Annotated in this window: 15 protein-coding genes; 13 read left to right on the top strand and 2 right to left on the bottom strand. The window is 62.2% G+C overall.

What is annotated here, in order from left to right; genetic code table 11:
* A complete protein-coding gene (locus M2397_RS25245; RefSeq protein ID WP_259244689.1) occupies nt 1-1,383 on the top strand; it encodes a PepSY domain-containing protein in 1,383 nt (460 codons plus the stop codon).
* Nucleotides 1,384-1,480: 97 nt separating this feature from the next.
* On the opposite strand, the gene M2397_RS25240 is transcribed toward M2397_RS25245, so the two are convergent.
* The gene (locus M2397_RS25240; RefSeq protein ID WP_259244688.1) at nt 1,481-9,343 is read right to left on the bottom strand and encodes a DUF4329 domain-containing protein; all 7,863 of its coding nucleotides are present in this window, start codon (nt 9,341-9,343) and stop codon (nt 1,481-1,483) included.
* A gap of 319 nt (nt 9,344-9,662) precedes the next feature.
* Between M2397_RS25240 and urtA the strand changes: the two genes are divergently transcribed.
* From urtA to ureC, 11 genes are all read left to right on the top strand, one after another.
* Nucleotides 9,663-10,928, top strand: a complete 1,266-nt coding sequence (gene urtA / locus M2397_RS25235; RefSeq protein ID WP_259244687.1) for an urea ABC transporter substrate-binding protein — start codon at nt 9,663-9,665, stop codon at nt 10,926-10,928.
* Nucleotides 10,929-11,004: 76 nt separating this feature from the next.
* Entirely contained in the window at nt 11,005-12,507 is a 1,503-nt protein-coding gene (urtB, locus tag M2397_RS25230; RefSeq protein WP_145336045.1) for an urea ABC transporter permease subunit UrtB, read from the top strand.
* Nucleotides 12,507-13,574 (top strand): urea ABC transporter permease subunit UrtC, encoded by a 1,068-nt coding sequence (gene urtC, locus M2397_RS25225; protein WP_184745382.1) that lies wholly within the window; start codon nt 12,507-12,509, stop codon nt 13,572-13,574. Before urtB ends, urtC begins: the two co-directional genes overlap by 1 nt.
* The gene (gene urtD / locus M2397_RS25220) at nt 13,571-14,404 is read left to right on the top strand and encodes an urea ABC transporter ATP-binding protein UrtD (RefSeq protein ID WP_178116730.1); all 834 of its coding nucleotides are present in this window, start codon (nt 13,571-13,573) and stop codon (nt 14,402-14,404) included. Before urtC ends, urtD begins: the two co-directional genes overlap by 4 nt.
* A 12-nt stretch (nt 14,405-14,416) precedes the next feature.
* Nucleotides 14,417-15,115 (top strand): urea ABC transporter ATP-binding subunit UrtE, encoded by a 699-nt coding sequence (urtE, locus tag M2397_RS25215; protein ID WP_122538470.1) that lies wholly within the window; start codon nt 14,417-14,419, stop codon nt 15,113-15,115.
* 33 nt (nt 15,116-15,148) lie between these two features.
* Complete coding sequence (locus M2397_RS25210) at nt 15,149-15,988, top strand: urease accessory protein UreD (protein WP_259244686.1); 840 nt, start codon at nt 15,149-15,151, stop codon at nt 15,986-15,988.
* A 145-nt stretch (nt 15,989-16,133) separates the two neighbouring features.
* Nucleotides 16,134-16,436, top strand: coding sequence for an urease subunit gamma (gene ureA / locus M2397_RS25205; protein ID WP_003171437.1), 303 nt, complete (start codon nt 16,134-16,136; stop codon nt 16,434-16,436).
* A gap of 9 nt (nt 16,437-16,445) precedes the next feature.
* A complete protein-coding gene (locus M2397_RS25200) occupies nt 16,446-16,958 on the top strand; it encodes a GNAT family N-acetyltransferase (protein WP_090400824.1) in 513 nt (170 codons plus the stop codon).
* Nucleotides 16,959-16,963: 5 nt separating this feature from the next.
* Nucleotides 16,964-17,497, top strand: coding sequence for a GNAT family N-acetyltransferase (locus M2397_RS25195; protein ID WP_131696734.1), 534 nt, complete (start codon nt 16,964-16,966; stop codon nt 17,495-17,497).
* A complete protein-coding gene (locus M2397_RS25190; protein WP_027607724.1) occupies nt 17,494-17,799 on the top strand; it encodes an urease subunit beta in 306 nt (101 codons plus the stop codon). The genes M2397_RS25195 and M2397_RS25190 overlap by 4 nt, the downstream gene beginning before the upstream one ends.
* A gap of 135 nt (nt 17,800-17,934) precedes the next feature.
* Nucleotides 17,935-19,635, top strand: a complete 1,701-nt coding sequence (gene ureC, locus M2397_RS25185; protein ID WP_259244685.1) for an urease subunit alpha — start codon at nt 17,935-17,937, stop codon at nt 19,633-19,635.
* Nucleotides 19,636-19,681: 46 nt separating this feature from the next.
* On the opposite strand, the gene M2397_RS25180 is transcribed toward ureC, so the two are convergent.
* Nucleotides 19,682-20,620, bottom strand: coding sequence for a DnaJ C-terminal domain-containing protein (locus M2397_RS25180; RefSeq protein ID WP_131696736.1), 939 nt, complete (start codon nt 20,618-20,620; stop codon nt 19,682-19,684).
* 238 nt (nt 20,621-20,858) lie between these two features.
* Here M2397_RS25180 and M2397_RS25175 point away from each other — a divergent pair, with 238 nt between their 5' ends.
* Nucleotides 20,859-22,127 carry an Hsp70 family protein gene (locus M2397_RS25175; protein WP_131696737.1) on the top strand — a complete coding sequence of 423 codons (1,269 nt, stop codon included), beginning with the start codon at nt 20,859-20,861 and terminating at the stop codon, nt 22,125-22,127.
* Nucleotides 22,128-22,238 lie beyond the last annotated feature (111 nt).

Below are 22,238 nucleotides of genomic sequence, written 5' to 3'. Positions count from 1 at the left end.
ATGACCACTCAAAAAGTTTCCTTCTACAACCTGGCCTGGCGCTGGCACTTCTACGCCGGCCTCTTCGTCGCCCCTTTCATGGTACTGCTGGCCCTGACCGGCATCATTTACCTGTTCAAGCCCCAACTCGACCCGCTGATGTACGGCGACCTGCTCAAGGTGCAAAGCGCCGAGCACGCACTGAGTGCCGACGAACAGTTGCAACGTGCCCAGGCGGCCTTTCCCCAGGGCAAGATCAACAAGTACCTGCCACCCGTCGACGCCACCAGCAGCGCGCAGTTCGTGATGCACGACGGTGGTCGCGAAGTGACGGTGTTCGTCGACCCCTATCGCGGCACCGTACTCGGTGAGCAGGATGCGAAAAAAAACCTGCAAGCCATTGCCCGCGCCCTGCACGGCGAGTTGATGATCGGCACCGTCGGCGATCGCCTGGTGGAACTCGCTGCCGGTTGGGGTGTGATGCTGGTGGTGTCCGGCCTGTACCTGTGGTGGCCGCGCGGAAAAACGTCGGCCGGCGTGCTGTGGCCACGTTTCAATACCCGTGGCCGCGTGTTCTGGCGTGATCTGCATGCCGTCGCAGGTTTCTGGGGCGCGGCGTTTTTGCTGGTGATGCTGCTCAGCGGCATGACTTGGACCGGCTTCTGGGGCAAGCAATACGCCGACCTGTGGAACACCTTCCCGGCGGCGATGTGGAACAACGTGCCGCAGTCCGACCAACAGGCGCGCGTGCTCAACACCGCGACGCAACAGACCGTGCCCTGGGCCATGGAAAATACGCCGATGCCGATGTCCGGCGATCATGCCGAACACATGAAGCACGGCGCCATGCACGCCGCTCCCGCAGCCCCCACCGTCAGCCTGCAACACGTGGTTGACCTGGCCACCGCACGCAAGGTCGAGCCCGGCTACAGCATCACCGTCCCCACCACCGCCGAGGGCGTGTTCACTATCGCCGTGTTCGCCGACGACCCGCGCAACGACGCCACGCTGCACGTGGACCAATACACCGGCAAAGTCCTCGCCGATGTGCGCTGGGCTCACTACAACACCGTGGCGCGGGCCACCGAGACCGGCGTGATGCTGCACGAGGGCAAGATGTTCGGCTGGGTGAACCAACTGATCGTGCTGCTGATCTGCCTGATGATCCTGCTCAGCGCCGTAAGCGGTGTGGTGATCTGGTGGAAGCGCCGTCCCCAGGGCGGCCTGGGTGTTCCGCCGTTGCGTCACGACCTGCCGAAGTGGAAAACCGCGATGGTGATCATGCTCGGGCTGGCGATCATTTTCCCGCTGGTGGGCGCCTCGTTGATCGTGGTCTGGGCACTGGATCGCCTGGTGTTGTCGCGGCTGTTTACGCAACGTCAACCCACCACAGGTTCGACATGAACCAGGTGAGATGCCCTCGCACTGAACACCACGGGGCGACAGCACCCTCTCGCTGTCGCCCCGTGGTCTGTGCTTTATCGGCCTGACGCGCTAACGCTTACAGCTCATCGCGGTCACGAATGCTCAGCGGTTCATCCTCTTCCGGGCCCTCGATTTCCGGGCCATTGGAACGCTCCAGTTGTTGTTCAGACAACTGCCCTTCGTTCATCCAGAAATCATCCTTATCCAGGACAAACAGCTTCCCGACCTTGACCAAGCCCTTCAGAAAAACGCTGGGATACACGTTCGGACCCGCCACCAGCACCTGGCTTTCCTGAGGCGAAAAGCTCGGCAGATACTTCAATAACCCACCGCCCAGACACGACAGGTACAGCGCCGCGGGCTGACGAGCGCCGCCCCGTAATACGCGAATGAAATAGCTCACGGAGGACGGTGCCACAAAGTTGCGGATCAGGGCTTGGTCCCTGGCTTCACGGCTGTCCGTGGCCGGCATGCTGCTGAACAACAGGTGAACGCCTGCAACAGCGTAGCCTGACGGGAAGTCCGGCATGGGTGCAGGTGGCACCGCCGGTTGGACCGCACCCTGGGGCCCGCTGTAGAACAAGCGCAGAATCAGCGACTCGGCAAGCCCTGCGGCGACCGGCAACGTGGCCAGGAACGAAGCCCCCCCGCCATTGGCAAGCACCGCAGAGAGGTACTGCTGACTCTGATAGGGCGACAGTCGGCGCTTGAGGTCGCGCACGGCGTCATCGCCGTGGGAAAACACCGGCCCACAGGCCGCCGCCCACGGTGGGACAAAGATCTCGGCTACGCCAGGCTGCCAGAACTGATCGATACGATTGCGCGTGGTCCAGATTCGCCCCGGCACAAGGGTGTCCAACTGGCCGATTGCGATAAGGTCATGCACGTAACTGAGCACCGTCCTCACGCCATCGCGCAACTGCTGCCGAAGCTCGACCAGTCGCCCCCAACTGTCCAGTTGAGCATCGGTGCCCTGGTACTGATACTGAAGCAAGGCTCCGTCCTGGCACGACAGGTAAAACGCCAGTTGCTTGTCCTTCACCCCCTGCAAGGCGAAGCGGATGCCGGTGTCGATATCCGTAGGAGAAAAGAACGCCTGGCGCAGCGGATCACCGACGGGGGCCTGGGTTTCGTTGCTGGCACACAGATAGAAACCCTCCAGTCCATAGTCCTGGGGGAGCAGGCCATGGGGAAAGACTTGCCCAAAGTCACGATAGCTCTGGCGTACCAAGGGCAGGCTGGCCATGTAGCGCCCGTTTTTCTTCGACTTGAAGACGTAGCCGAATTGCAGGTGTTCGCCATGCCTGCGGTGCTCATGGGCATAACGCACCGCATCCTTCTGCTGGGTGAAGATCGGACTGAACGCCGGGTCTGCCAGCGCGTTTCTGATCATCAACGGCTCGACCTGAACCGCCACGAACGCCCCGGTTATCCTGCGTGGGATCCCCCAGGCCTGGCTGCCCTCCACCACGCGCAATACACCGGCATTGCCCAGGCGGGTGACGAACTCGGCGGGGGTCAATTCGCCTGTGCGAATCTGACGTTCGATGCGGTTTTCCAAGCGGTCCCCGCGGACCCGGTTCAGCGGCACCAGGTCCTTTTTCAGTTGTTCTTCCAGGGTGGTATGGCTGCGGGTGTAGCTCAGTACACAACCATCGGAGCCCAACAGGTACTCGCGGACCAGGCTGGCATCCTGGCCCGAGAGAGCCGCAGAAATCACCCGGGTGGACAGCATGTTGCGGTAGAGGCTCTCCTGCCGGGCTTCCAGCGCAAACGGCAGGTCGCGAGGCGAGCTTGAGCGGTAGCGCGCGACAATGGTATGGCCCCCCGGGAAGCCGCCGGTACTGACCACTTCGTCAGGGAAAATCCACTTGGGGTCAAAGTCTTCCCGAGGTACTTTCAGGGGTTCGGTGGTCACGAACAAACCATCCGGACGCTTGAGAATCAAGCCGCCCATCAACCCGTTACTCTGGAGCAGCGAGCGCGCATGGCGTGCCGCGTCGTCCTGATCGTGGAACGCCGGGCCCAGACGACGGCGGATGAAATTGGCATACGGTCGCCATTGTTCGGTGCCGGGGCTCACCGCGCCTCGTCGGTCCCAGCACTGGCTGCTGTACAGCACCCGCAGGTCACCGGCGCGGGCGACCAGTGAAATATACCGGCGCGTATCGAACGCGCCATTGCGCAGGCTCATGCCTTCAATCGTCACGCCCTCGTCAGCGCTTGGCGCCTTGAGCAGGGTGGAAGCTTGGGGCTGGTAACGCAACAGGGCACCATCCAGGGTTGACAGGTAGACCGGCAGCGCACCGTTGGTGGACGCGCGAGGCAGGTACCGGGCATCTTCTTCGGCACGCAACAGCACCTCGGGCGTGACAAAAAACTGCGTCAGCCAGGCCTCCAGGGTCGGTAATCCCGAGGGTTGCCATTGCTGTGAATAGAGCAGCCCCACCAGCACGAAATTCTGCACAAAACTTCCACCCCCCAGGTAGCCACTCCCCCTGGAAGCATCGCTCAACCAACGCCCGTTGGTACTCATGGGTAAGAGTTCGCTGACCACGTACTCATCCGCCTGCGGGTGCTTGAGGATGTACGCGGTACACCCTTGGGCATCCAGGTTCCTGCCGTACCCGCGAACATGGGCATTGATCGCGGCCGCGTCCTGGCTGCTGAACACCGCACCCAGCGCCGGGGTTTGCGGCGCAGCGGCGGCGTACTCGAAGTTCGGCGTCCAGTCGTTGTAGACCCTGCCGCGCGGGCCCCACAGGGGGCTCTGCACAAGCACCTGCAGACTGCCCGCATCGGCCAGCCGGGTAACGATGTCCACGGGTTTTAGCGCGCCCGACTCCAGCCGCTCGAAATAGCCATTTTTGCCCGGCTCGCGGGTGGTATTGCTCTGTACCAGCAACTCCCTGTCCGAGCCACTGGGGGTGTAGCTGATCAGGTTATTGGGCGAACCGCTCAAATAGGCCGGCAACCGCGACTGAATCACCGAGCGGATCTCCACATCCGAGAACAACGTGGTGTTGACCTCCAGGTCGGTCAGCGTCCATTTCAATCGCTGCTGGCGTTCCCGATCACCCGCAGACAACGCCGCGTGGGAGGCATAGCGCGCATGAATCCGGTAGCCTGCGGGGGGCACCAGTGCCCCATTGCCCACGATGGGTGTCAGCAGGTCGGTGGCGAATCCATCGCCGTGAATGATCATGGGCTCGGTGAACACAAATCGCCCCGTTGTGCCCTTGAGGATATAACCGCCATAGGCGGTTCCCCGGCGAAAGCCGATCTTCTCGTGGGCATGACGTGCGGCATCATCGGCGGTGAGGAACGCGGCACTCAGTGACACTGCAGTCGAGCCCAGTGGTAATGCCTCGCTGTCATGCACCGGCCCCAGCGTGCTCCAGAGCCCGCCTCGCTGAACCACCACCAGGTCGCCGGCACGGGCCACCCGGCGAACAAAATCCCGGGGTGACAGCGAGCCGTCGAGCAACGCTGCTTCATTGCCTTTGTCGGTGACGGTTTGGCCGTCGAGGGTAAACAGCTCCTGGGCGGACTCGGCACTCGGGACCTGCCAGTGCAGCAAGGCATTGTCAGCGGTTCGCAGGTAGAGCTTGAGCCCGAGGGAGGCGATCTGGATACCTGTGGTGGCCAGCGACTGCGTCATCACATCCACCAGCAGCGCAGGGGACGCAAAGCGCTTATACAGCCACGCGTCCTCGGGCGGCAGTTTCTGCGGTGCCTGGGCCGAGTTCGCGTAATAGAACCCCACCAGGCGGTAGTTCGATACCAGCTTCGGCTGGCCGTTTTCACGCACAGGAAACAAGCTGCCCAAGGTGGTGCCCGGAGCCGCCGGCAACGTGGCGATATAACTCGGGGCCGTTCGGTGCTTGAGTACAAACCCCACGGCGGCACGCCCCGATAGATCGCGACTGTTCAGGGCAACCAACACAGCGGTGTGCCCCATGCTGGTCTGAGGGCTAAAAAACGGCTGGTCCTGTACCGTGGCCTCACGGCTGACCGGGCTGCCCAGCGTCCAGCCCTTTACCACGCGACCACGAATCCCGCCCCACACTTTGTTGGCGACCACCACCCGCAAGTCTCCGGCTTGCGCCAGGTTCCACACGGCACCTTCAAATGCCGTGAACGGCACCACTGGCTCGGCCCCGGTCATCTGTCGCAATAACACTTGCTCTTCGTTCGAACCACTGCTGGTGTACTTGAGCAACGAGCCGTCAGGCCCGGACAGATAATGCACCGGAGTGAAATCACGGTGGGTCAGGGCAAACACCTGATCGGCATTCGAGAAGAAACTGGTGAACAGCGCCACCTGGTCCAGGTTGAAGCTGGGATTGTGCTGCTTCACCTCGCCGGTGTCGGCGGGGTGGGAATGATAGAGACCTTGGCACTCATAAGAAGCCGGGGCGATGAAGTGCCCCTGATCATCGGTGGCCAGGATGCGCTGGAAGTCGAACCGCACCCCGTCCCCCGCAACCGGCACCGTGGCGAAATAGTGGTTATCGCGCTTGAGGATCGCGCCGCCGTACTCCTTGTCCCGCCGCTCGCCAATACTGGTGTGAGCCCAGTAGGCGGCGTCATCGGGCAAGGCAAAGGCGGGGCCGACCTCCGGTTCGGGAATGTTCGAAAAAGGCCGCCAGTTATCCATCACCTCCCCGGCCTGGTCCCAGATCCGGCTGGTACTGAGCACCTGCAGCGTCCCGGCCATTGCCACCTTGTGGACGTAAGCCTGCGGGGTCAGCACACCCGTCAACAGCGCGCTTTCAAATCCGTGATCGTCCACCGTGGTGCCTTGGACGCGATAAAGGCCAGCCTCCTTCTGCGAATAGGAAAACCGGTACGCAAGCACCGCGTCGTCCGGGGCCCGTAGATAAAGACTCACGCCCTGCTCCGCCACTTGCTCACTGGGGATCAGACGCGCCTGCTGCGCCGCCGTCGCCAACCCCAACGCCGGGAAAAAGCTGCGATACAGCCACGGCTGTGCCTCCGGTACCCGGGATCGCGCCGGGGGCGCGTCGCAGTAAAACCCTTCGATGACAAACCCGTCAGGCAGTACATAACGACCGTCCTGGTTCCACATCAGAAAGTCCGTCATGGAGAACCGCGGTTGCTGAGTGGCCAGCGCTGGGGTCGCCAGGTATTCCGGCTGGCCACTACGCTTGAGGATCAGGCCGATGCGCCAGGTGTCCTGACTGGCAGGCAAGCCCTCCACGGCAGCCTGGATGGCATCGGTGGGCGCGGTGCATACGGCAGACAGCAAAGGCCGCATCCCCGTCGGCGTGTGTGCGAATGCCTGGTAGGGTTGCCAGTTTGCCGGCACCACGCCTCGAGAACCGCCCCACAGGGCGCTGGCGGTGACAAAACTCAGTTCTCCCAGCATCTGCATTTTTTTTATGAAACCCTCCAGCGTCCCATCGCTGCCGAAAGGGCCATCGGCAATTTCTCCCAACAGCCACTTGGCGTACTGTTTTTCCGCAAATGTGCCACTGGGTCGATAGCGAATCAGTGAGTCATCCGGCCCGGACACGTACGAAAGCGCGAAGTTTTTTTGCCAGACGATGTCGGCGGCGGCGTCCCACGTGGAGAAAAAATTCAGGTGTGCTTTCACCTGCTGAGGGGAAAAATTCGGATTGCTGCTCGCTACCACCTCATGGTCCGCCGGGTGGGAATGGTAGAGCGCAGCCCGCTGATACCCAGGGATCGACAAGAAGCTGCCATCGGCATGGGTGCTCAACACCTCGCGCACATCGAACTCAAGCTCTTTGCCATGCACCGGTTCGGTGGCGAAAAAATAGCCGCCAGGGCTTTGCAGAATCACCCCGCCGTACTCTCGTTCGCGTCGCGCCCCGATACGTCGGTGGGCCCAGAGCGCCGCGTCATCCGGCGAAATAAACGCCGGACTCAAGGTCGGCAGGGCCACCACCCTGTCGACGCCGCCCGGCCGGGATTTGGGCGGCGGTACTGCCGCAAAGGGTTTCCAGTGTCGGTCGACAACGCCGGCCACCCCCCATAACCCATTGCCCAGCACAACCCGCAATCGGCTGACCTCTGCCAGCTTGCGTACGACATCGGCGGGCTTGTAGGTACCGTCCGCCAACTGCCTGGAAATCAAGCTGCCTTGGGTCGCCGGCGCAAAAAAACGGGAGAACTCGGCCTGGTCCGGCGCCTGGGGTTCCAGCACGACCAGGCTGTCCACAGCGCCCGAGAGATAGCCCGGCACTTGCAACTGATGAACACGGTATGCCTCGACATCCGAGAAACTCTGGGCGTGGACGCTGATATCGTCCTGAGTCCACCTCATCTTGAACGCGCTATCGAGGTCCGCGGACGACACCGCCCTGTGTGAGCCGAACCAGCCCTGCAATTGGTAACCATCGGGCAGTGCCAGTTGTTTGCTGTAGGTATCCCAGGGAAAGAAACCCTCGAACCCAAAAGGGTTGGCACCCGTTTCCAGCAGTTCGGTCAACACGTAATGCTGGTCGGGATGCTTGAGTATCAGCGCCCCATATTCACGCTCACGCCGCGCGCCCACCTGCGCATGGGCGAACCGCGCCGCCTTGTCGGCCGACGAAAACGATTGGCCCAGCGTTGGTTTTTTGAACGGGAAGGTTGCGTAGGGTACCCAGCCACTCTCGACCACACCTTCCACATCCCACAGCGGGCTGGTTTGCTCGACGCTCAACTCACCGGCTTCGGCCACCCGCGCCACAAACTGACGCGGGGTCAACGCCTGCTGAAGGTCTGCCTGCTCAGTACCGAGCAATCGGGTTTCCGCCGGCGAGCCACTGAACCGGTAGCGCAACAGCGCATTGTCCCGGGTGCGCAGGTACAACGAGATACCCAGCACAGACGGCGACGCATGCAGGTAGCGACGGGATGTGGCGATGTAGGCTGCCAGCTCCTCGGGGCTGAAGAACTGCTGGTACAGCCAGGGTTCTACCGTGGGGAACAGCGCCGGCACCGGCCGCGACAAATAGAAGAACCCATGCAGGTGAAAGCCCTCCGGCAACAACGGCCCGCCCGCGAGCAACGGCAGTTGGTTATCGACCGGCAATTGCGCTGCGCTGCTGAGGGAAAAAGCCTGGGTAGCGACGAACTCATCACGCAACTCATGTTTGAGCACCATTGCCATCTGGTGCACGTTGGGCGTGCGCCTCATGCGGGCCTGCGCAGCATTCAGTGCCCGCGTCACATCAGGGTAGAGCCCGCCACACGCAATCGTCTCACGCCCTGCCTTCAAGGGCAGGTAAGGCTGCCAGAGATGATCGATGACGCCACTGACGCCGCCCCAATCCGCGTTGGCGACCAACAATGACAGGCGCCCCAAAGACGCCACCTTCTTGATGAAACCTTCCAGCGAGCCGTCGTGCCCATCCTCAGGCACGGCGGTACTGACGTTATCGATCCAATCGACAAACCTGCGCTCGGCTTCGGAGAAGCTGGGCAGGTACTTGAGCAGTACACCATTGGGGCCCGACAGGTAGGCAGCGCCAAACGCGCGCCCTTCATAGTGATTGAAGACAACGTCCCGCTCAGAAAAAAAACTGTTGAAAATACGCACCTGAAGATCGCGGAACCGTGGGTTCTTCGCCTTCAAATCGGCAAATTGCTCAGGGTGGGAGTGCACCCCGCCCACCAGTTTATAACCCGTCGGGGCGAGAAACTCGTTGCGCGCCCCACGCGCCAGCAGCAATGAAAAATCGAAGGTCACCGCCTTGCCGGGAATCGGCTCGGTGGCAAAGACCTTGTTATCCGCCAAGCGCTGGAGAATGACGCCGCCGTATTCCTTGTCACGCTTGTTGCCGATGCGCGCGTGCACATAACGCGCGGCATCGTCGGCACTGATAAATGCAGGACTGAGCTTGTACTGAATACCTCTCACCGCCGAGGCGGCCGCTCGTTTTTCTCTGGGTAAATACTCTTCCATGACACTTCCTTGATCACGCTCATTGTCGGTGCTCACCCGCACCGGGCCTGCAGAACGCCAGCCACCCAACAGCGTCCTCGCTTGGATCACAGCGAGGGCACTGCATAGTTATCCAGTTCTCTGGGGGCGCAGCACTCTTTAGGCGCACCGCCTGCACCGCCTATGCGTGCCTGCCCGCTATTGGTGCGCACACAACCGCTGCCGGGCTTTTTCTCCAGTAAAACCGGGCATTTCGCCATCGGGCACAGCCTTTGCTAGTACCTGTTCAGCGTTCACATCGGCCTATCAAAAAAAACTAAACGTTTACGGAGACCGCACCATGAAGCGTCGCAGCTTGATCAAGGCTTTCACCCTGTCCGCCTCCATTGTCGCCATGGGCATGACGTGGACCGTGCAGGCCGCCGAGACCATCAAGGTCGGCATCCTGCACTCGCTGTCCGGCACCATGGCCATCTCCGAAACGTCCCTCAAAGACATGGCGCTGATGACCATCGACGAGATCAACGCCAAGGGCGGGGTGAATGGCAAGATGCTTGAGCCGGTCGTGGTGGACCCGGCGTCGAACTGGCCGTTGTTCGCGGAAAAAGGCCGGCAGTTGCTGACCCAGGACAAGGTCGCCGTGGTGTTTGGCTGCTGGACCTCGGTGTCGCGCAAATCGGTATTGCCGGTGTTCGAAGAGCTCAACGGCCTGCTGTTCTACCCGGTGCAATACGAAGGCGAAGAGATGTCGCCGAACGTGTTCTACACCGGTGCGGCGCCGAACCAGCAGGCGATCCCGGCGGTGGAATACCTGATGAGCGAAGAAGGCGGCAGCGCCAAGCGTTTCTTCCTGCTCGGCACCGACTATGTGTACCCGCGCACCACCAACAAGATTCTGCGCTCGTTCCTGCACTCCAAAGGCGTAGCGGATAAAGATATCGAAGAGGTCTACACCCCATTCGGCCACGCCGATTACCAGACCATTGTTGCCAACATCAAGAAGTTCTCCGCTGGCGGCAAGACAGCGGTGATCTCCACCGTGAACGGCGACTCCAACGTGCCGTTCTACAAAGAGCTGGCCAACCAGGGCCTGAAAGCCACCGACGTACCGGTGGTGGCCTTCTCCGTGGGCGAAGAAGAACTGCGCGGCATCGACACCAAGCCGCTGGTGGGCAACTTGGCGGCCTGGAACTACTTCCAGTCGGTGGAGAACCCGGTGAACACCAAGTTCGTCGCCGACTGGAAAGCCTATGCCAAGAAACACAACCTGCCGGGCGCGGACAAAGCCGTGACCAACGACCCGATGGAAGCCACCTACGTGGGCATCCACATGTGGGCGCAGGCGGCGGAAAAAGCCAAGTCCACCGACGTCGACAAAGTGCGTGAAGCGCTGGCCGGCCAGACCTTCGCCGCGCCGTCGGGCTTCACTTTGACCATGGACAAGACCAACCACCACCTGCACAAGCCGGTGATGATCGGCGAGATCCAGTCTGATGGGCAGTTCTCGGTGGTGTGGCAGACCCAGGAACCGATCCGGGCGCAGCCGTGGAGCCCTTACATTCCGGGCAATGACAAGAAGCCGGACTATGCGGTGAAGAGCAACTAAAGCCCGACCACAGGTCAACTGTGGGAGCGGGCTTGCCCCCTCCCACACTGTCCGCGCATGACTAGGACATTTGTTTATGCCCGCTGCCCTCAATCGCTATCTCCTGGCATTGCTGCTATTGCTGCCCTTGGCAGTACATGCCGGCGACGCCGAAGACTTCCTGGCCGCCAACCCGATGCAACAAGCCAAGCTCCTCCAGGACTGGGCCGCCCAGCCCGACCCGGCGCGCATCGAGTTGGTGGACGCCCTGCAACAAGGCAAGCTCACGCTCAACGGTGAAACCAAGACCGTGCGCCTGAACAACCGCCTGCGTGGCCTGATCGATAACGTACAAGCCAGCCAGCAACTGCTCGCCGCCGACCCCAAGGTGCGCCTGGCCGCTGCGCAAACCCTGCAAAAAAGCGCGCAACCTGCGCAACTCAAATTCCTCGACCAGCAGGTCGCCGCCGAAACCAACGAGGACGTGCACACCGCCCTCAGCCTGGCCCTGGCCAACCTGCAACTGGTGGACACCGACCCGGTGGTGCGCCTCGCTGCGGTGCGCCTGCTCGGCAGTACCGGCGACCCGCTGGCCCGCACCCGCCTCGAAGCGCTGCTGGCGCCCGGTGTGGAAACCGACGCCGCCGTGCACACCGCCGCCGAGACCAGCCTGGCCCAGGTCAAACGCAAACTGATGATGGGTGAAATTCTCGGCCAGGCCTTCAGCGGCATGTCCCTGGGATCGATCCTGCTGCTGGCGGCCCTGGGCCTGGCGATCACCTTCGGCCTGCTCGGTGTGATCAACATGGCCCACGGCGAGATGCTGATGCTCGGCGCCTACTCCACCTACGTGGTGCAACTACTGATGCAGCGCTACGTGCCGGCGGCCATCGAGTTCTACCCGCTGATCGCGCTGCCGGTGGCGTTTTTCGTCACCGCCGCCATCGGCATGGCCCTGGAGCGCACGGTGATTCGTCACCTGTACGGCCGGCCATTGGAAACCCTGCTCGCCACCTGGGGCATCAGCCTGATGCTGATCCAACTGGTGCGCCTGGTGTTTGGTGCGCAGAACGTCGAGGTGGCAAACCCGCAGTGGCTGTCGGGCGGCATTCAAGTGCTGCCCAACCTGGTGCTGCCGTACAACCGCATCGTGATCATCGCTTTCGCGCTGTTTGTGGTGGTGCTGACCTGGCTGCTGCTGAACAAGACGCGCCTGGGGCTCAACGTGCGCGCCGTCACCCAGAACCGCAACATGGCCGCCTGCTGCGGCGTGCCCACCGGGCGTGTGGACATGCTCGCGTTTGGCCTGGGCTCCGGCATTGCCGGGCTGGGCGGCGTGGCGCTGAGCCAGATCGGTAACGTCGGCCCGGACCTGGGCCAGAGCTACATCATCGACTCGTTCCTGGTGGTGGTACTCGGCGGTGTCGGCCAGTTGGCCGGCAGCGTGATGGCAGCGTTCGGCCTGGGTATCGCCAACAAGATCCTGGAACCACAGATCGGTGCCGTGCTCGGCAAGATCCTGATCCTCGCGCTGATCATTCTGTTTATCCAGAAACGCCCGCAGGGACTCTTCGCACTGAAAGGACGGGTGATTGACTGATGAACCAGCCATTGATGCTCACGGCCGCACAAAAGGCCGGCCCCAAGGTGACGATTGCAGTCGGCGCGGTGGTGCTGTTGCTCCTGCTGACCCTGCCGTTGTGTTCGCTGCTGTCGCCGGAAAACCCGCTGCATGTATCGGCCTACACCCTGACACTGGTGGGCAAGATCCTTTGCTACGCCATCGTCGCCCTGGCCTTGGACCTGGTGTGGGGTTATGCGGGGATGCTGTCCCTGGGCCACGGCCTGTTCTTTGCCCTCGGCGGTTATGCCATGGGCATGTACCTGATGCGCCAGGCCTCTGGCGATGAGCTGCCGGCGTTCATGACCTTTTTGTCGTGGACCGAATTGCCCTGGTATTGGGTCGGCACCGAGCACTTCCTCTGGGCCCTGTGCCTGGTGGTATTGGCGCCGGGGGTGCTGGCGCTGGTGTTCGGCTTCTTCGCGTTCCGCTCGCGGATCAAGGGCGTGTATTTCTCGATCATGACCCAGGCGCTGACCTTTGCCGGGATGCTGTTGTTCTTTCGCAACGAGACCGGGTTCGGTGGCAACAACGGCTTCACCAACTTCCGCAGCATCCTCGGCTTTGGCATTACCGAACCAGGCACGCGTGCCGTGCTGTTCGTGGCAACAGTGGGGTTGCTGGTGGCGAGCCTGTACATCGGCTGGCGCCTGGCCCAGAGCAAGTTCGGCCGGGTGCTGACCGCTCTGCGCGATGCCGAGAACCGCCTGATGTTCTGCGGCTACGACCCGCGCGGCTTCAAGCTGTTCGTATGGGTGTTGAGCGCGGTGTTATGCGGCTTGGCAGGTGCGTTGTACGTGCCGCAAGTGGGCATCATCAACCCGAGTGAAATGTCGCCGACCAACTCCATCGAAGCCGCCGTATGGGTGGCCTTGGGCGGGCGTGGCACGCTGATCGGGCCGTTGCTCGGCGCGGGCGTGGTCAATGGCATGAAGAGCTGGTTCACCGTGGCCTTCCCGGAGTACTGGCTGTTCTTCCTCGGGGCGCTGTTCATCATCGTCACCCTGTACCTGCCCAAGGGCGTTATCGGGCTGTTGAAGAAATGAGGAACGTCATGCTCGAACCTATTTTTGATGCGGGCAGCGGCCGCGATGCGATCGGCATCGGCCAGGCCGCAGGCACCGGCCTGAACACCCGCCATGGCACCATCCTGACCCTCGAAGACATCAGCGTCAGCTTTGACGGTTTCAAGGCGCTCAACAACTTGAACCTGTACATCGGGGTCGGCGAATTGCGCTGCATCATCGGCCCCAACGGCGCGGGCAAGACCACGCTGATGGACGTGATCACCGGCAAGACCCGGCCCAGCCACGGCAAGGCCTGGTTTGGCGAAACCCTCGACTTGACCAGCATGAGCGAAGTGCAGATCGCCCAGGCCGGCATCGGCCGCAAGTTCCAGAAACCCACGGTGTTCGAAGCCCTGAGCGTGTTCGAAAACCTGGAGCTGGCGCAGAAGACCGACAAGTCGGTGTGGGCCAGCCTGCGTGCACGCCTGAGCGGTGAGCAAAAGGATCGTATCGATGAAGTGCTCGACACCATCCGCCTCACCGCTTCGGTGCATCGGCCCGCCGGGCTGCTCTCACACGGGCAAAAGCAGTTCCTGGAAATCGGCATGCTGCTGATGCAAGACCCGCAACTGTTGCTGCTGGACGAACCGGTGGCGGGCATGACCGACGCCGAAACCGAATTCACCGCCGAACTGTTCAAGCGCCTGGCGGGCAAGCATTCGTTGATGGTGGTGGAACACGACATGGGTTTTGTCGGCTCGATTGCCGACCACGTGACCGTGTTGCACCAGGGCAGTGTGCTGGCCGAAGGGTCGCTGGAACAGGTGCAGGAAAATGAGCGGGTGATCGAGGTGTACCTCGGTCGCTAAGGAGAACTGAACATGCTGCAAGTCGACAAGCTGCACCAGTACTACGGCGGTAGCCACATCCTGCGTGGGCTGTCCTTCGACGTGAAGATCGGCGAAGTCACCTGCCTGCTCGGCCGTAACGGCGTGGGCAAGACCACCCTGCTCAAATGCCTGATGGGCCTGCTGCCGGCCAAAGAAGGCGCGGTGAATTGGGAAGGCAAGGCCATCACCGGCTTCAAGCCGCACCAGCGGGTGCACGCAGGGATCGCCTATGTGCCCCAGGGCCGGGAGATTTTCGGGCGGCTGACGGTGGAAGAAAACCTGCTGATGGGGCTGTCGCGTTTTCCCGGCTCGGAAGCCAAGGAAGTGCCGGCGTTTATCTATGAACTGTTCCCGGTTTTGCTGCAAATGAAGCACCGGCGCGGCGGCGATTTGTCCGGCGGCCAGCAGCAACAGCTGGCCATCGGCCGGGCCCTGGCCAGCCGTCCGCGCCTGTTGATCCTCGATGAGCCCACCGAAGGCATCCAGCCGTCGGTAATCAAGGAGATCGGTGCAGTGATCAAGAAACTCGCGGCGCGCGGCGACATGGCGATCCTGTTGGTGGAGCAGTTCTACGACTTTGCTGCCGAGTTGGCCGACCACTACCTGGTGATGTCGCGCGGTGAAATCGTGCAGCAGGGCCGCGGTGAAAATATGGAAAGCGAGGGTGTGCGCGGCTTGGTTACCATCTAACCTGTAGCGTCCTGACGATAAGCACAAGAAACCATGAACCTGCCCGTTTCCCCTGCCCTGTTCACGCCCAGCTGGCACGCCGAGCTGGAACTCGGCTATGCGCGTTTCGGCGACACCACGCGCCCGGTGATGCGCCGCCATCTCGGCCCGCTGCGGGTGCAAAAGCACCTGTACGCCGAAGGTTCCGAGGTGTGCCAGCACATCATCGTGCACCCACCTGGCGGGATTGCCGGCGGTGATCGCCTGGACATCCGCGCCCATGTCGCCGAGGGCGCCTGGGCCCAGTTGACCAGCCCCGGCGCAGCCAAGTGGTATCGCGCCAGCGGCCCGGCGTTTCAGCAGTTGGACCTGACCGTGGAAACCGGCGCGACCCTGGAATGGCTGCCCCAGGAAACCATCGTGTTCAGCGCCGCCCAGGCCGAACTCAGCACCCGCATCGACCTGCACGGCGATGCCCGGTTGTTCTACTGGGACGTGATCGCCCTGGGACGCCCGGCCAGTGGCGAGCGTTTCGACCTGGGGCACTTTCAATCGCACCTGGATATCCGCCGCGACGGCCAGTTGCTCTGGCACGAGCGCCAGCGCATTGTGGGCGCCGACGGTCTGCTCGACTCGCCCATCGGCCTGGACGGCCAACCGGTGTTCGCCACACTGCTGGTGACCGGCGATATAGAACCTGAATTACTCGAACACTGCCGCGCCCTGCCCCACGCCGTGCGCGGCGACCTGACCCAACTGCCCGGCTTGCTGGTCGCCCGCTGCCTGGCCAGCGAAGCGCTGCTGGCGCGGGGCTGGTTGATTGATTTATGGAAATTGTTACGCCCCGCCATGTTTGGGCGAGAGGCGGTCGCACCACGAATCTGGAGCACATGAAGATCAACATGTGGGAGCGGGCTTGCTCCCGATAGCGGTGGGTCAGTGAAAGATGTATTGCCTGACACTGCCCTATCGGGGGCAAGCCCCCTCCCACACTTAATCTCCATTGTATTTACGAATGTATTTCACGACGGACTGAACCATGGACCTGACCCCACGGGAAAAAGACAAACTGCTGATCTTCACCGCCGGCTTAGTAGCCGAACGGCGCCTGGCGCGCGGTGTGAAGCTCAACTACCCGGAAACCATCGCCTATATCTCCGCAGCCTTGATGGAAGGCGCCCGCGATGGCCGCACCGTGGCCGACCTGATGCACTACGGCACGACCCTGCTCAGCCGTGAACAGGTGATGGAAGGCATCCCGGAAATGATCCCGGATATCCAGGTGGAAGCCACCTTCCCCGACGGCACCAAACTGGTGACTGTCCACCAACCCATCGCGTGAGGCACGGCCATGATTCGTGATGCAACCGAGCAGGACCTGCCGGCGATCCGCGACATCTACAACGACGCGGTACTCAACACCACGGCGATCTGGAACGAACAACTGGTGGATCTCGGCAACCGCCAGGCCTGGCTCAGTGCACGCCAGGCCCAGGGCTATCCGATTCTGGTGGCGACCGAAAATGAGCAAGTGATCGGCTATGCCTCGTTTGGCGATTGGCGCGCGTTCGAAGGCTACCGCTACAGCGTCGAGCACTCGGTGTATGTACGCAACGACCAGCGCGGCAAAGGCCTTGGCCCACTGCTGATGCAGGCCCTGATCGAACGCGCCAGAACCTGTGGCAAGCATGTGATGGTGGCGGCTATCGAAAGCGGCAACCTGGCGTCGATCCGCCTGCATGAACGCCTGGGGTTCGTCACCACCGGGCAAATGCCCCAAGTGGGCATCAAGTTCGGCCGCTGGCTGGACCTGACCTTTATGCAACTGACATTGAATCCGGGCGCGCAACCGCCCAAGGAGTGAGTTCGATGAATGCCGCGCAACTGCGTCGAGTCAATGCTGAAAGTTTTGCCCACTACCGCCGGGGCCTGATCGAGCTGTTGCTGGATGCGGTCAAGCAGGGTGCGTCGGTTGGTTTTATGGCCGACTTCGATGAGGCCCAGGCCCGCGTCTATCTGGAAAGCGTGCAGGCGAGCATTGAAGACGCCAGCCTGTTGCTGTGGGTGGTGGTGCGCGATGAGCAGGTGATCGCCAGCGTGCAGTTGGCACTGTGTCAGAAAGCCAACGGCCTGAACCGCGCCGAAGTGCAAAAGCTGCTGGTGCACAGCAGCGCGCGGCGCCACGGCCTGGGCCAACAATTGATGAACACCCTGGAGCTCGCCGCGCGCCAGCACAAGCGCGGCCTGCTGTACCTGGACACCGAAGCCGGCTCGCCTGCCGAAGCCTTCTACCAGTCGCTGCGCTACACCAAGCTCGGTGAACTGCCCGACTACTGCCAAAGCCCGGACGGGCGCTACAGCCCGACCGCCATCTACTTCAAGACCCTGGGGCAACCTGCATGATTCCTGGCGAATATCAGATCCAGCCTGGCGAGATCGAACTCAACGTCGGCCGGCGCACCGTCACCCTCAGCGTGGCCAACAGCGGCGACCGGCCGATCCAGGTGGGTTCGCACTACCATTTTTTCGAGACCAATGACGCGCTGACGTTTGACCGTCCATTGAGCCGCGGCATGCGCCTGAATATTCCGGCGGGCACGGCGGTGCGGTTTGAGCCGGGGCAGAGCCGTGAGGTCGAGCTGGTTGATTTGAGCGGCGGGCGGCGGGTATTCGGGTTTGCCGGACGAATCATGGGCGACCTTTAGGGCCTCATCGGGAGCAAGTCGAATCGTCGCACCGCCCCTCCCACATTTTGACCGTGTTCACACATCAAAGGTGGGAGGGGGCTTGCTCCCGATAGCGGTGTCACATTCAACACATTCTTCTCAGGGCACACACCTATGAAAATCAGCCGCCAAGCCTACGCCGACATGTACGGCCCCACCGTCGGTGACAAGGTCCGCCTGGCCGATACCGAGCTGTTCGTCGAAGTCGAGCAGGACTTCACCGTCTATGGCGAAGAAGTGAAATTCGGCGGCGGCAAAGTCATCCGCGACGGCCAGGGCCAGAGCCAATTGCTCGCCCATGAAGTCGTCGACACCCTGATCACCAACGCGCTGATCATCGACCACTGGGGCATCGTCAAAGCCGACGTCGGCTTGAAGAACGGCCGCATTCACGCGATCGGCAAGGCCGGCAACCCGGACATCCAGCCCGGCGTAACCATGGCCATCGGCGCCAGCACCGAAGTGATCGCCGGTGAAGGCATGATCCTCACCGCCGGCGGCATCGACTCCCACGTGCATTTCATCTGCCCGCAGCAGATCGAAGAGGCGCTGACCAGCGGCGTCACCACCATGATCGGCGGCGGCACCGGGCCGGCCACCGGCACCAACGCCACCACCTGCACCTCCGGGCCTTGGCACCTGGCGCGCATGCTGCAGGCCAGCGACTCGTTCCCGATGAACATCGGGTTTACCGGCAAGGGCAACGCGAGCTTGCCCGAGCCGTTGATCGAGCAGGTCAAGGCCGGCGCCATCGGCTTGAAGCTGCACGAAGACTGGGGCACCACGCCCGCCAGCATCGACAACTGCCTGAACGTCGCCGACCAGTACGACGTGCAGGTGGCGATCCACAGCGACACCCTCAACGAATCCGGCTTTGTCGAAACCACCCTCGCCGCGCTCAAGGGCCGCACCATCCACACCTACCACACTGAAGGTGCCGGTGGCGGCCACGCGCCGGACATCATCAAGGCCTGCGGCTTTCCCAACGTGCTGCCCAGCTCCACCAACCCGACGCGGCCGTTCACGCGCAACACCATCGACGAACACCTGGACATGTTGATGGTCTGCCATCACCTGGACCCAAGCATTGCCGAAGACGTGGCCTTCGCCGAAAGCCGCATCCGCCGCGAGACCATCGCCGCCGAAGACATCCTGCACGACCTCGGCGCGTTCTCGATGATCAGCTCCGACAGCCAGGCCATGGGCCGCGTTGGTGAAGTGATCACCCGCACCTGGCAGACCGCCGACAAGATGAAGAAACAGCGTGGCGCCCTGCCCGGTGACGGCCCCGGCAACGACAACTTCCGCGCCAAGCGCTACATCGCCAAGTACACCATCAACCCGGCGATCACCCATGGCATCAGCCATATCGTCGGGTCCATCGAAGTGGGCAAGTGGGCTGACCTGGTGCTGTGGCGCCCGGCGTTCTTCGGCATCAAGCCGACCCTGATCCTCAAGGGCGGCGCGATTGCGTCCAGCCTGATGGGCGATGCCAATGCGTCGATCCCCACCCCGCAGCCGGTGCACTATCGCCCGATGTTCGCCAGTTTCGGCAGCTCACTGCATGCCACCAGCCTGACCTTTATCAGCCAGGCAGCCCTGGACGCAGGCTTGCCGCAAGCGCTGGGCCTGAAGAAACAGATTGAGGTGGTGAAAGGGTGTCGCGACGTGCAGAAAACCGACCTGATCCACAACGATTACCTGCCGGATATCGAGGTGGACCCACAGACCTATCAGGTCAAGGCCGACGGGGTGCTGCTGTGGTGTGAGCCGGCGGATGTGTTGCCGATGGCGCAGCGGTATTTCCTGTTCTGACTTGGAACCTGTGGTGAGGGAGCTTGTGCCCTCACCACAAATCCCCTTAGAACTGCTCGCGCGGATTGAACGCGGCTTTTTTTGCCAGCTCCTGCCACAAGGCTTTCACGTCGTCATCGCCTGCCGGTGGCATCACCGCCTTGAGCTGCACGTACAGGAAGCCACGCTGCCCGGCCTTGTTCAGCAAGCCATGGCCCTTGGCACGCATGCGCTGGCCGTTCTGGCTGCCGGCCGGCACCTTGAGGTTGATCTTGCCAGTCAGGGTCGGCACGGCCACTTCCGCGCCCAGCGCCAATTCCCACGGCGCCAGCGGCAGGTTGATGATCAGGTTTTCGCCATCCACTTCGAACTTGGGATGCGGCGCAAACTTGACGATCAGGTACAGGTCACCATTGGCCCCACCGCCAATGCCCGGTGCGCCCTGCCCTTTGAGGCGGATACGCTCACCGTCGGCCACGCCGGCGGGGATCTTCACGTTCAGGCTCTTGGTGGTATTGCTGACATGCCGGCCCGAGGCGTCGTATTGCGGCACCTGGAAGCTGATCTGCTTGGACTCGGTGGACAGCGTCTCTTCGAGGAACACCGACAGCTGCATCTCCACGTCCTGGCCCTTGCGCCCGGTCGGACGACGCTGGCCGCCACCAAAGGCATCGCCACGACCGCCAAAGATCGAGCTGAAGAAGTCAGAGAAGTCTTCGGTGCCCTGGCCACCGCCAAAACCGCCACGGCTCTGCCAGCCTGGCGGGCCCTGGAACGGTTGGCCATGCTGGCCGTATTTGCGCAGCTCGTCGTATTCGGCGCGCTTATCGGCGCTTTTAAGCGCTTCATAGGCTTCGGACGCGTCCTTGAACTTGGCTTCGGCGTCTTTTTCCTTGCTCACGTCCGGGTGATATTTGCGCGCGAGCTTGCGATAGGCGGCCTTGATTTCCTTGTCATCGGCCGTCGGCTCGACACCCAGAATCTTGTAGTAGTCTTTGAAATCCATCGGCGGTTCACCATCCTTAATCGAGATCGCACAGCCCGGGGCACAACGTGCGTTGCTTTGCACCTGTAGAGTGTCGTGGCCTGGGGGTGCGTCAAAGTGTTATCGGCGCTTGCCGTATGCACCAGATGTGGGGGCAAATGCTGAACTTTCAAGCACGATTTAACGGATGGTCGGCCTACGCATCCGCCCTCGACTGGCATACACTGCGCGGCCGTTTTTCAACCGGAACCCGATAGACATGAAAAACCCATCCCCAGCCCGTGCCTGCGGTATCGACTTTGGCACGTCCAACTCCACCGTCGGCTGGATCCGCCCCGGCATGGAAACGCTTATCGCGCTGGAGGACGACAAGATCACCCTGCCGTCGGTGGTGTTCTTCAACTTCGAGGAGCGCCGCCCGGTCTACGGTCGCCTGGCCTTGCACGAATACCTGGAAAACTACGAAGGCCGGCTGATGCGCTCGCTCAAGAGCCTGCTGGGTTCCAAGTTGATCAAGCACGACACCAGCGTATTGGGCACGGCGATGCCGTTCACCGACCTGCTGGCGCTGTTTATCGGCCAACTCAAGAGCCGCGCCGAAGCCACCGCCGGCCGCGAGTTCGAAGAAGTGGTGCTGGGCCGCCCTGTGTTCTTCGTCGATGACGACCCTATGGCCGACCAGGAAGCCGAAAACACCTTGGTCGACGTGGCGCGCAAGATCGGTTTCAAGGACATCTCGTTCCAGTACGAACCGATTGCCGCCGCGTTCGACTACGAGTCCACCATCGAGAAAGAAGAGCTGGTACTGATCGTCGACATCGGCGGTGGTACGTCCGACTTCTCGCTGGTGCGCCTGTCCCCGGACCGCCGCCACAACGACAACCGCCAGGACGACATCCTCGCCACCGGCGGCGTGCACATCGGCGGGACCGACTTCGACAAGCAACTGTCCCTGGCCGGCATGATGCCGCTGTTCGGCTACGGCAGCCGCATGAAAAGCGGCGCCTACATGCCCACCAGCCACCACATGAACCTGGCGACCTGGCACACCATCAACTCGGTGTACTCGCAGAAATCCCAGCTGGCCCTGGGCAGCATGCGCTACGACATCGAAGACACCGGCGGCATCGACCGCCTGTTCAAGCTGATCGAACAGCGCGCCGGGCACTGGCTGGCCATGGAAGTGGAAGAGACCAAGATCCAACTCACCCATGACGACAGCCGCCACGTCCTGCTGGACCGGGTTGAGCCGGGGTTGAGCGTGGACCTGAGCCGCGCACTGTTCGAGTCGGCCATCGATGGCTTGCTGGAACGCGTGCGCAACAGCGTGACGCAGTTGCTCACCGATGCCTCGGTGTCGGTGGCCCAGGTGGACACGGTGTTCTTTACCGGTGGTTCAAGCGGTATTCCAGCACTGCGCCACAGCATCTCGGCAATGCTGCCGAATGCCCGGCATGTGGAAGGGAATATCTTCGGCAGTATCGGCAGCGGTTTGGCGATTGAAGCCAGCAAGCGCTACGGCTGCTGAGTTTCACCTGAAATACCGTGGTGACTTCATCGGGGGCAAGCCCCCTCCCACACTGACAGTGTTCACAAGTCGACCTATGTAAACACAGTAAATGTGGGAGGGGGCTTGCCC

Source organism: Pseudomonas sp. BIGb0381 (genome assembly GCF_024809815.1).
Classification (GTDB): domain Bacteria; phylum Pseudomonadota; class Gammaproteobacteria; order Pseudomonadales; family Pseudomonadaceae; genus Aquipseudomonas.
Note: the sequence above shows the minus strand (reverse complement) of the source record. Positions and strands in the feature narration are given on the sequence as shown.

What these genes read in the sequence shown, in the direction of transcription:
- M2397_RS25195 (WP_131696734.1), top strand. Translation starts at nt 16,964, where the DNA reads ATGAATGCCGCGCAACTGCGTCGAGTCAATGCTGAAAGTTTTGCCCAC.
- M2397_RS25175 (WP_131696737.1), top strand. Translation starts at nt 20,859, where the DNA reads ATGAAAAACCCATCCCCAGCCCGTGCCTGCGGTATCGACTTTGGCACG.
- urtB (WP_145336045.1), top strand. Translation starts at nt 11,005, where the DNA reads ATGCCCGCTGCCCTCAATCGCTATCTCCTGGCATTGCTGCTATTGCTG.
- urtE (WP_122538470.1), top strand. Translation starts at nt 14,417, where the DNA reads ATGCTGCAAGTCGACAAGCTGCACCAGTACTACGGCGGTAGCCACATC.
- urtD (WP_178116730.1), top strand. Translation starts at nt 13,571, where the DNA reads ATGAGGAACGTCATGCTCGAACCTATTTTTGATGCGGGCAGCGGCCGC.
- M2397_RS25190 (WP_027607724.1), top strand. Translation starts at nt 17,494, where the DNA reads ATGATTCCTGGCGAATATCAGATCCAGCCTGGCGAGATCGAACTCAAC.
- urtA (WP_259244687.1), top strand. Translation starts at nt 9,663, where the DNA reads ATGAAGCGTCGCAGCTTGATCAAGGCTTTCACCCTGTCCGCCTCCATT.
- M2397_RS25180 (WP_131696736.1), bottom strand. Translation starts at nt 20,620, where the DNA reads ATGGATTTCAAAGACTACTACAAGATTCTGGGTGTCGAGCCGACGGCC.
- M2397_RS25200 (WP_090400824.1), top strand. Translation starts at nt 16,446, where the DNA reads ATGATTCGTGATGCAACCGAGCAGGACCTGCCGGCGATCCGCGACATC.
- M2397_RS25240 (WP_259244688.1), bottom strand. Translation starts at nt 9,343, where the DNA reads ATGGAAGAGTATTTACCCAGAGAAAAACGAGCGGCCGCCTCGGCGGTG.
- M2397_RS25245 (WP_259244689.1), top strand. Translation starts at nt 1, where the DNA reads ATGACCACTCAAAAAGTTTCCTTCTACAACCTGGCCTGGCGCTGGCAC.
- ureA (WP_003171437.1), top strand. Translation starts at nt 16,134, where the DNA reads ATGGACCTGACCCCACGGGAAAAAGACAAACTGCTGATCTTCACCGCC.
- urtC (WP_184745382.1), top strand. Translation starts at nt 12,507, where the DNA reads ATGAACCAGCCATTGATGCTCACGGCCGCACAAAAGGCCGGCCCCAAG.
- ureC (WP_259244685.1), top strand. Translation starts at nt 17,935, where the DNA reads ATGAAAATCAGCCGCCAAGCCTACGCCGACATGTACGGCCCCACCGTC.
- M2397_RS25210 (WP_259244686.1), top strand. Translation starts at nt 15,149, where the DNA reads ATGAACCTGCCCGTTTCCCCTGCCCTGTTCACGCCCAGCTGGCACGCC.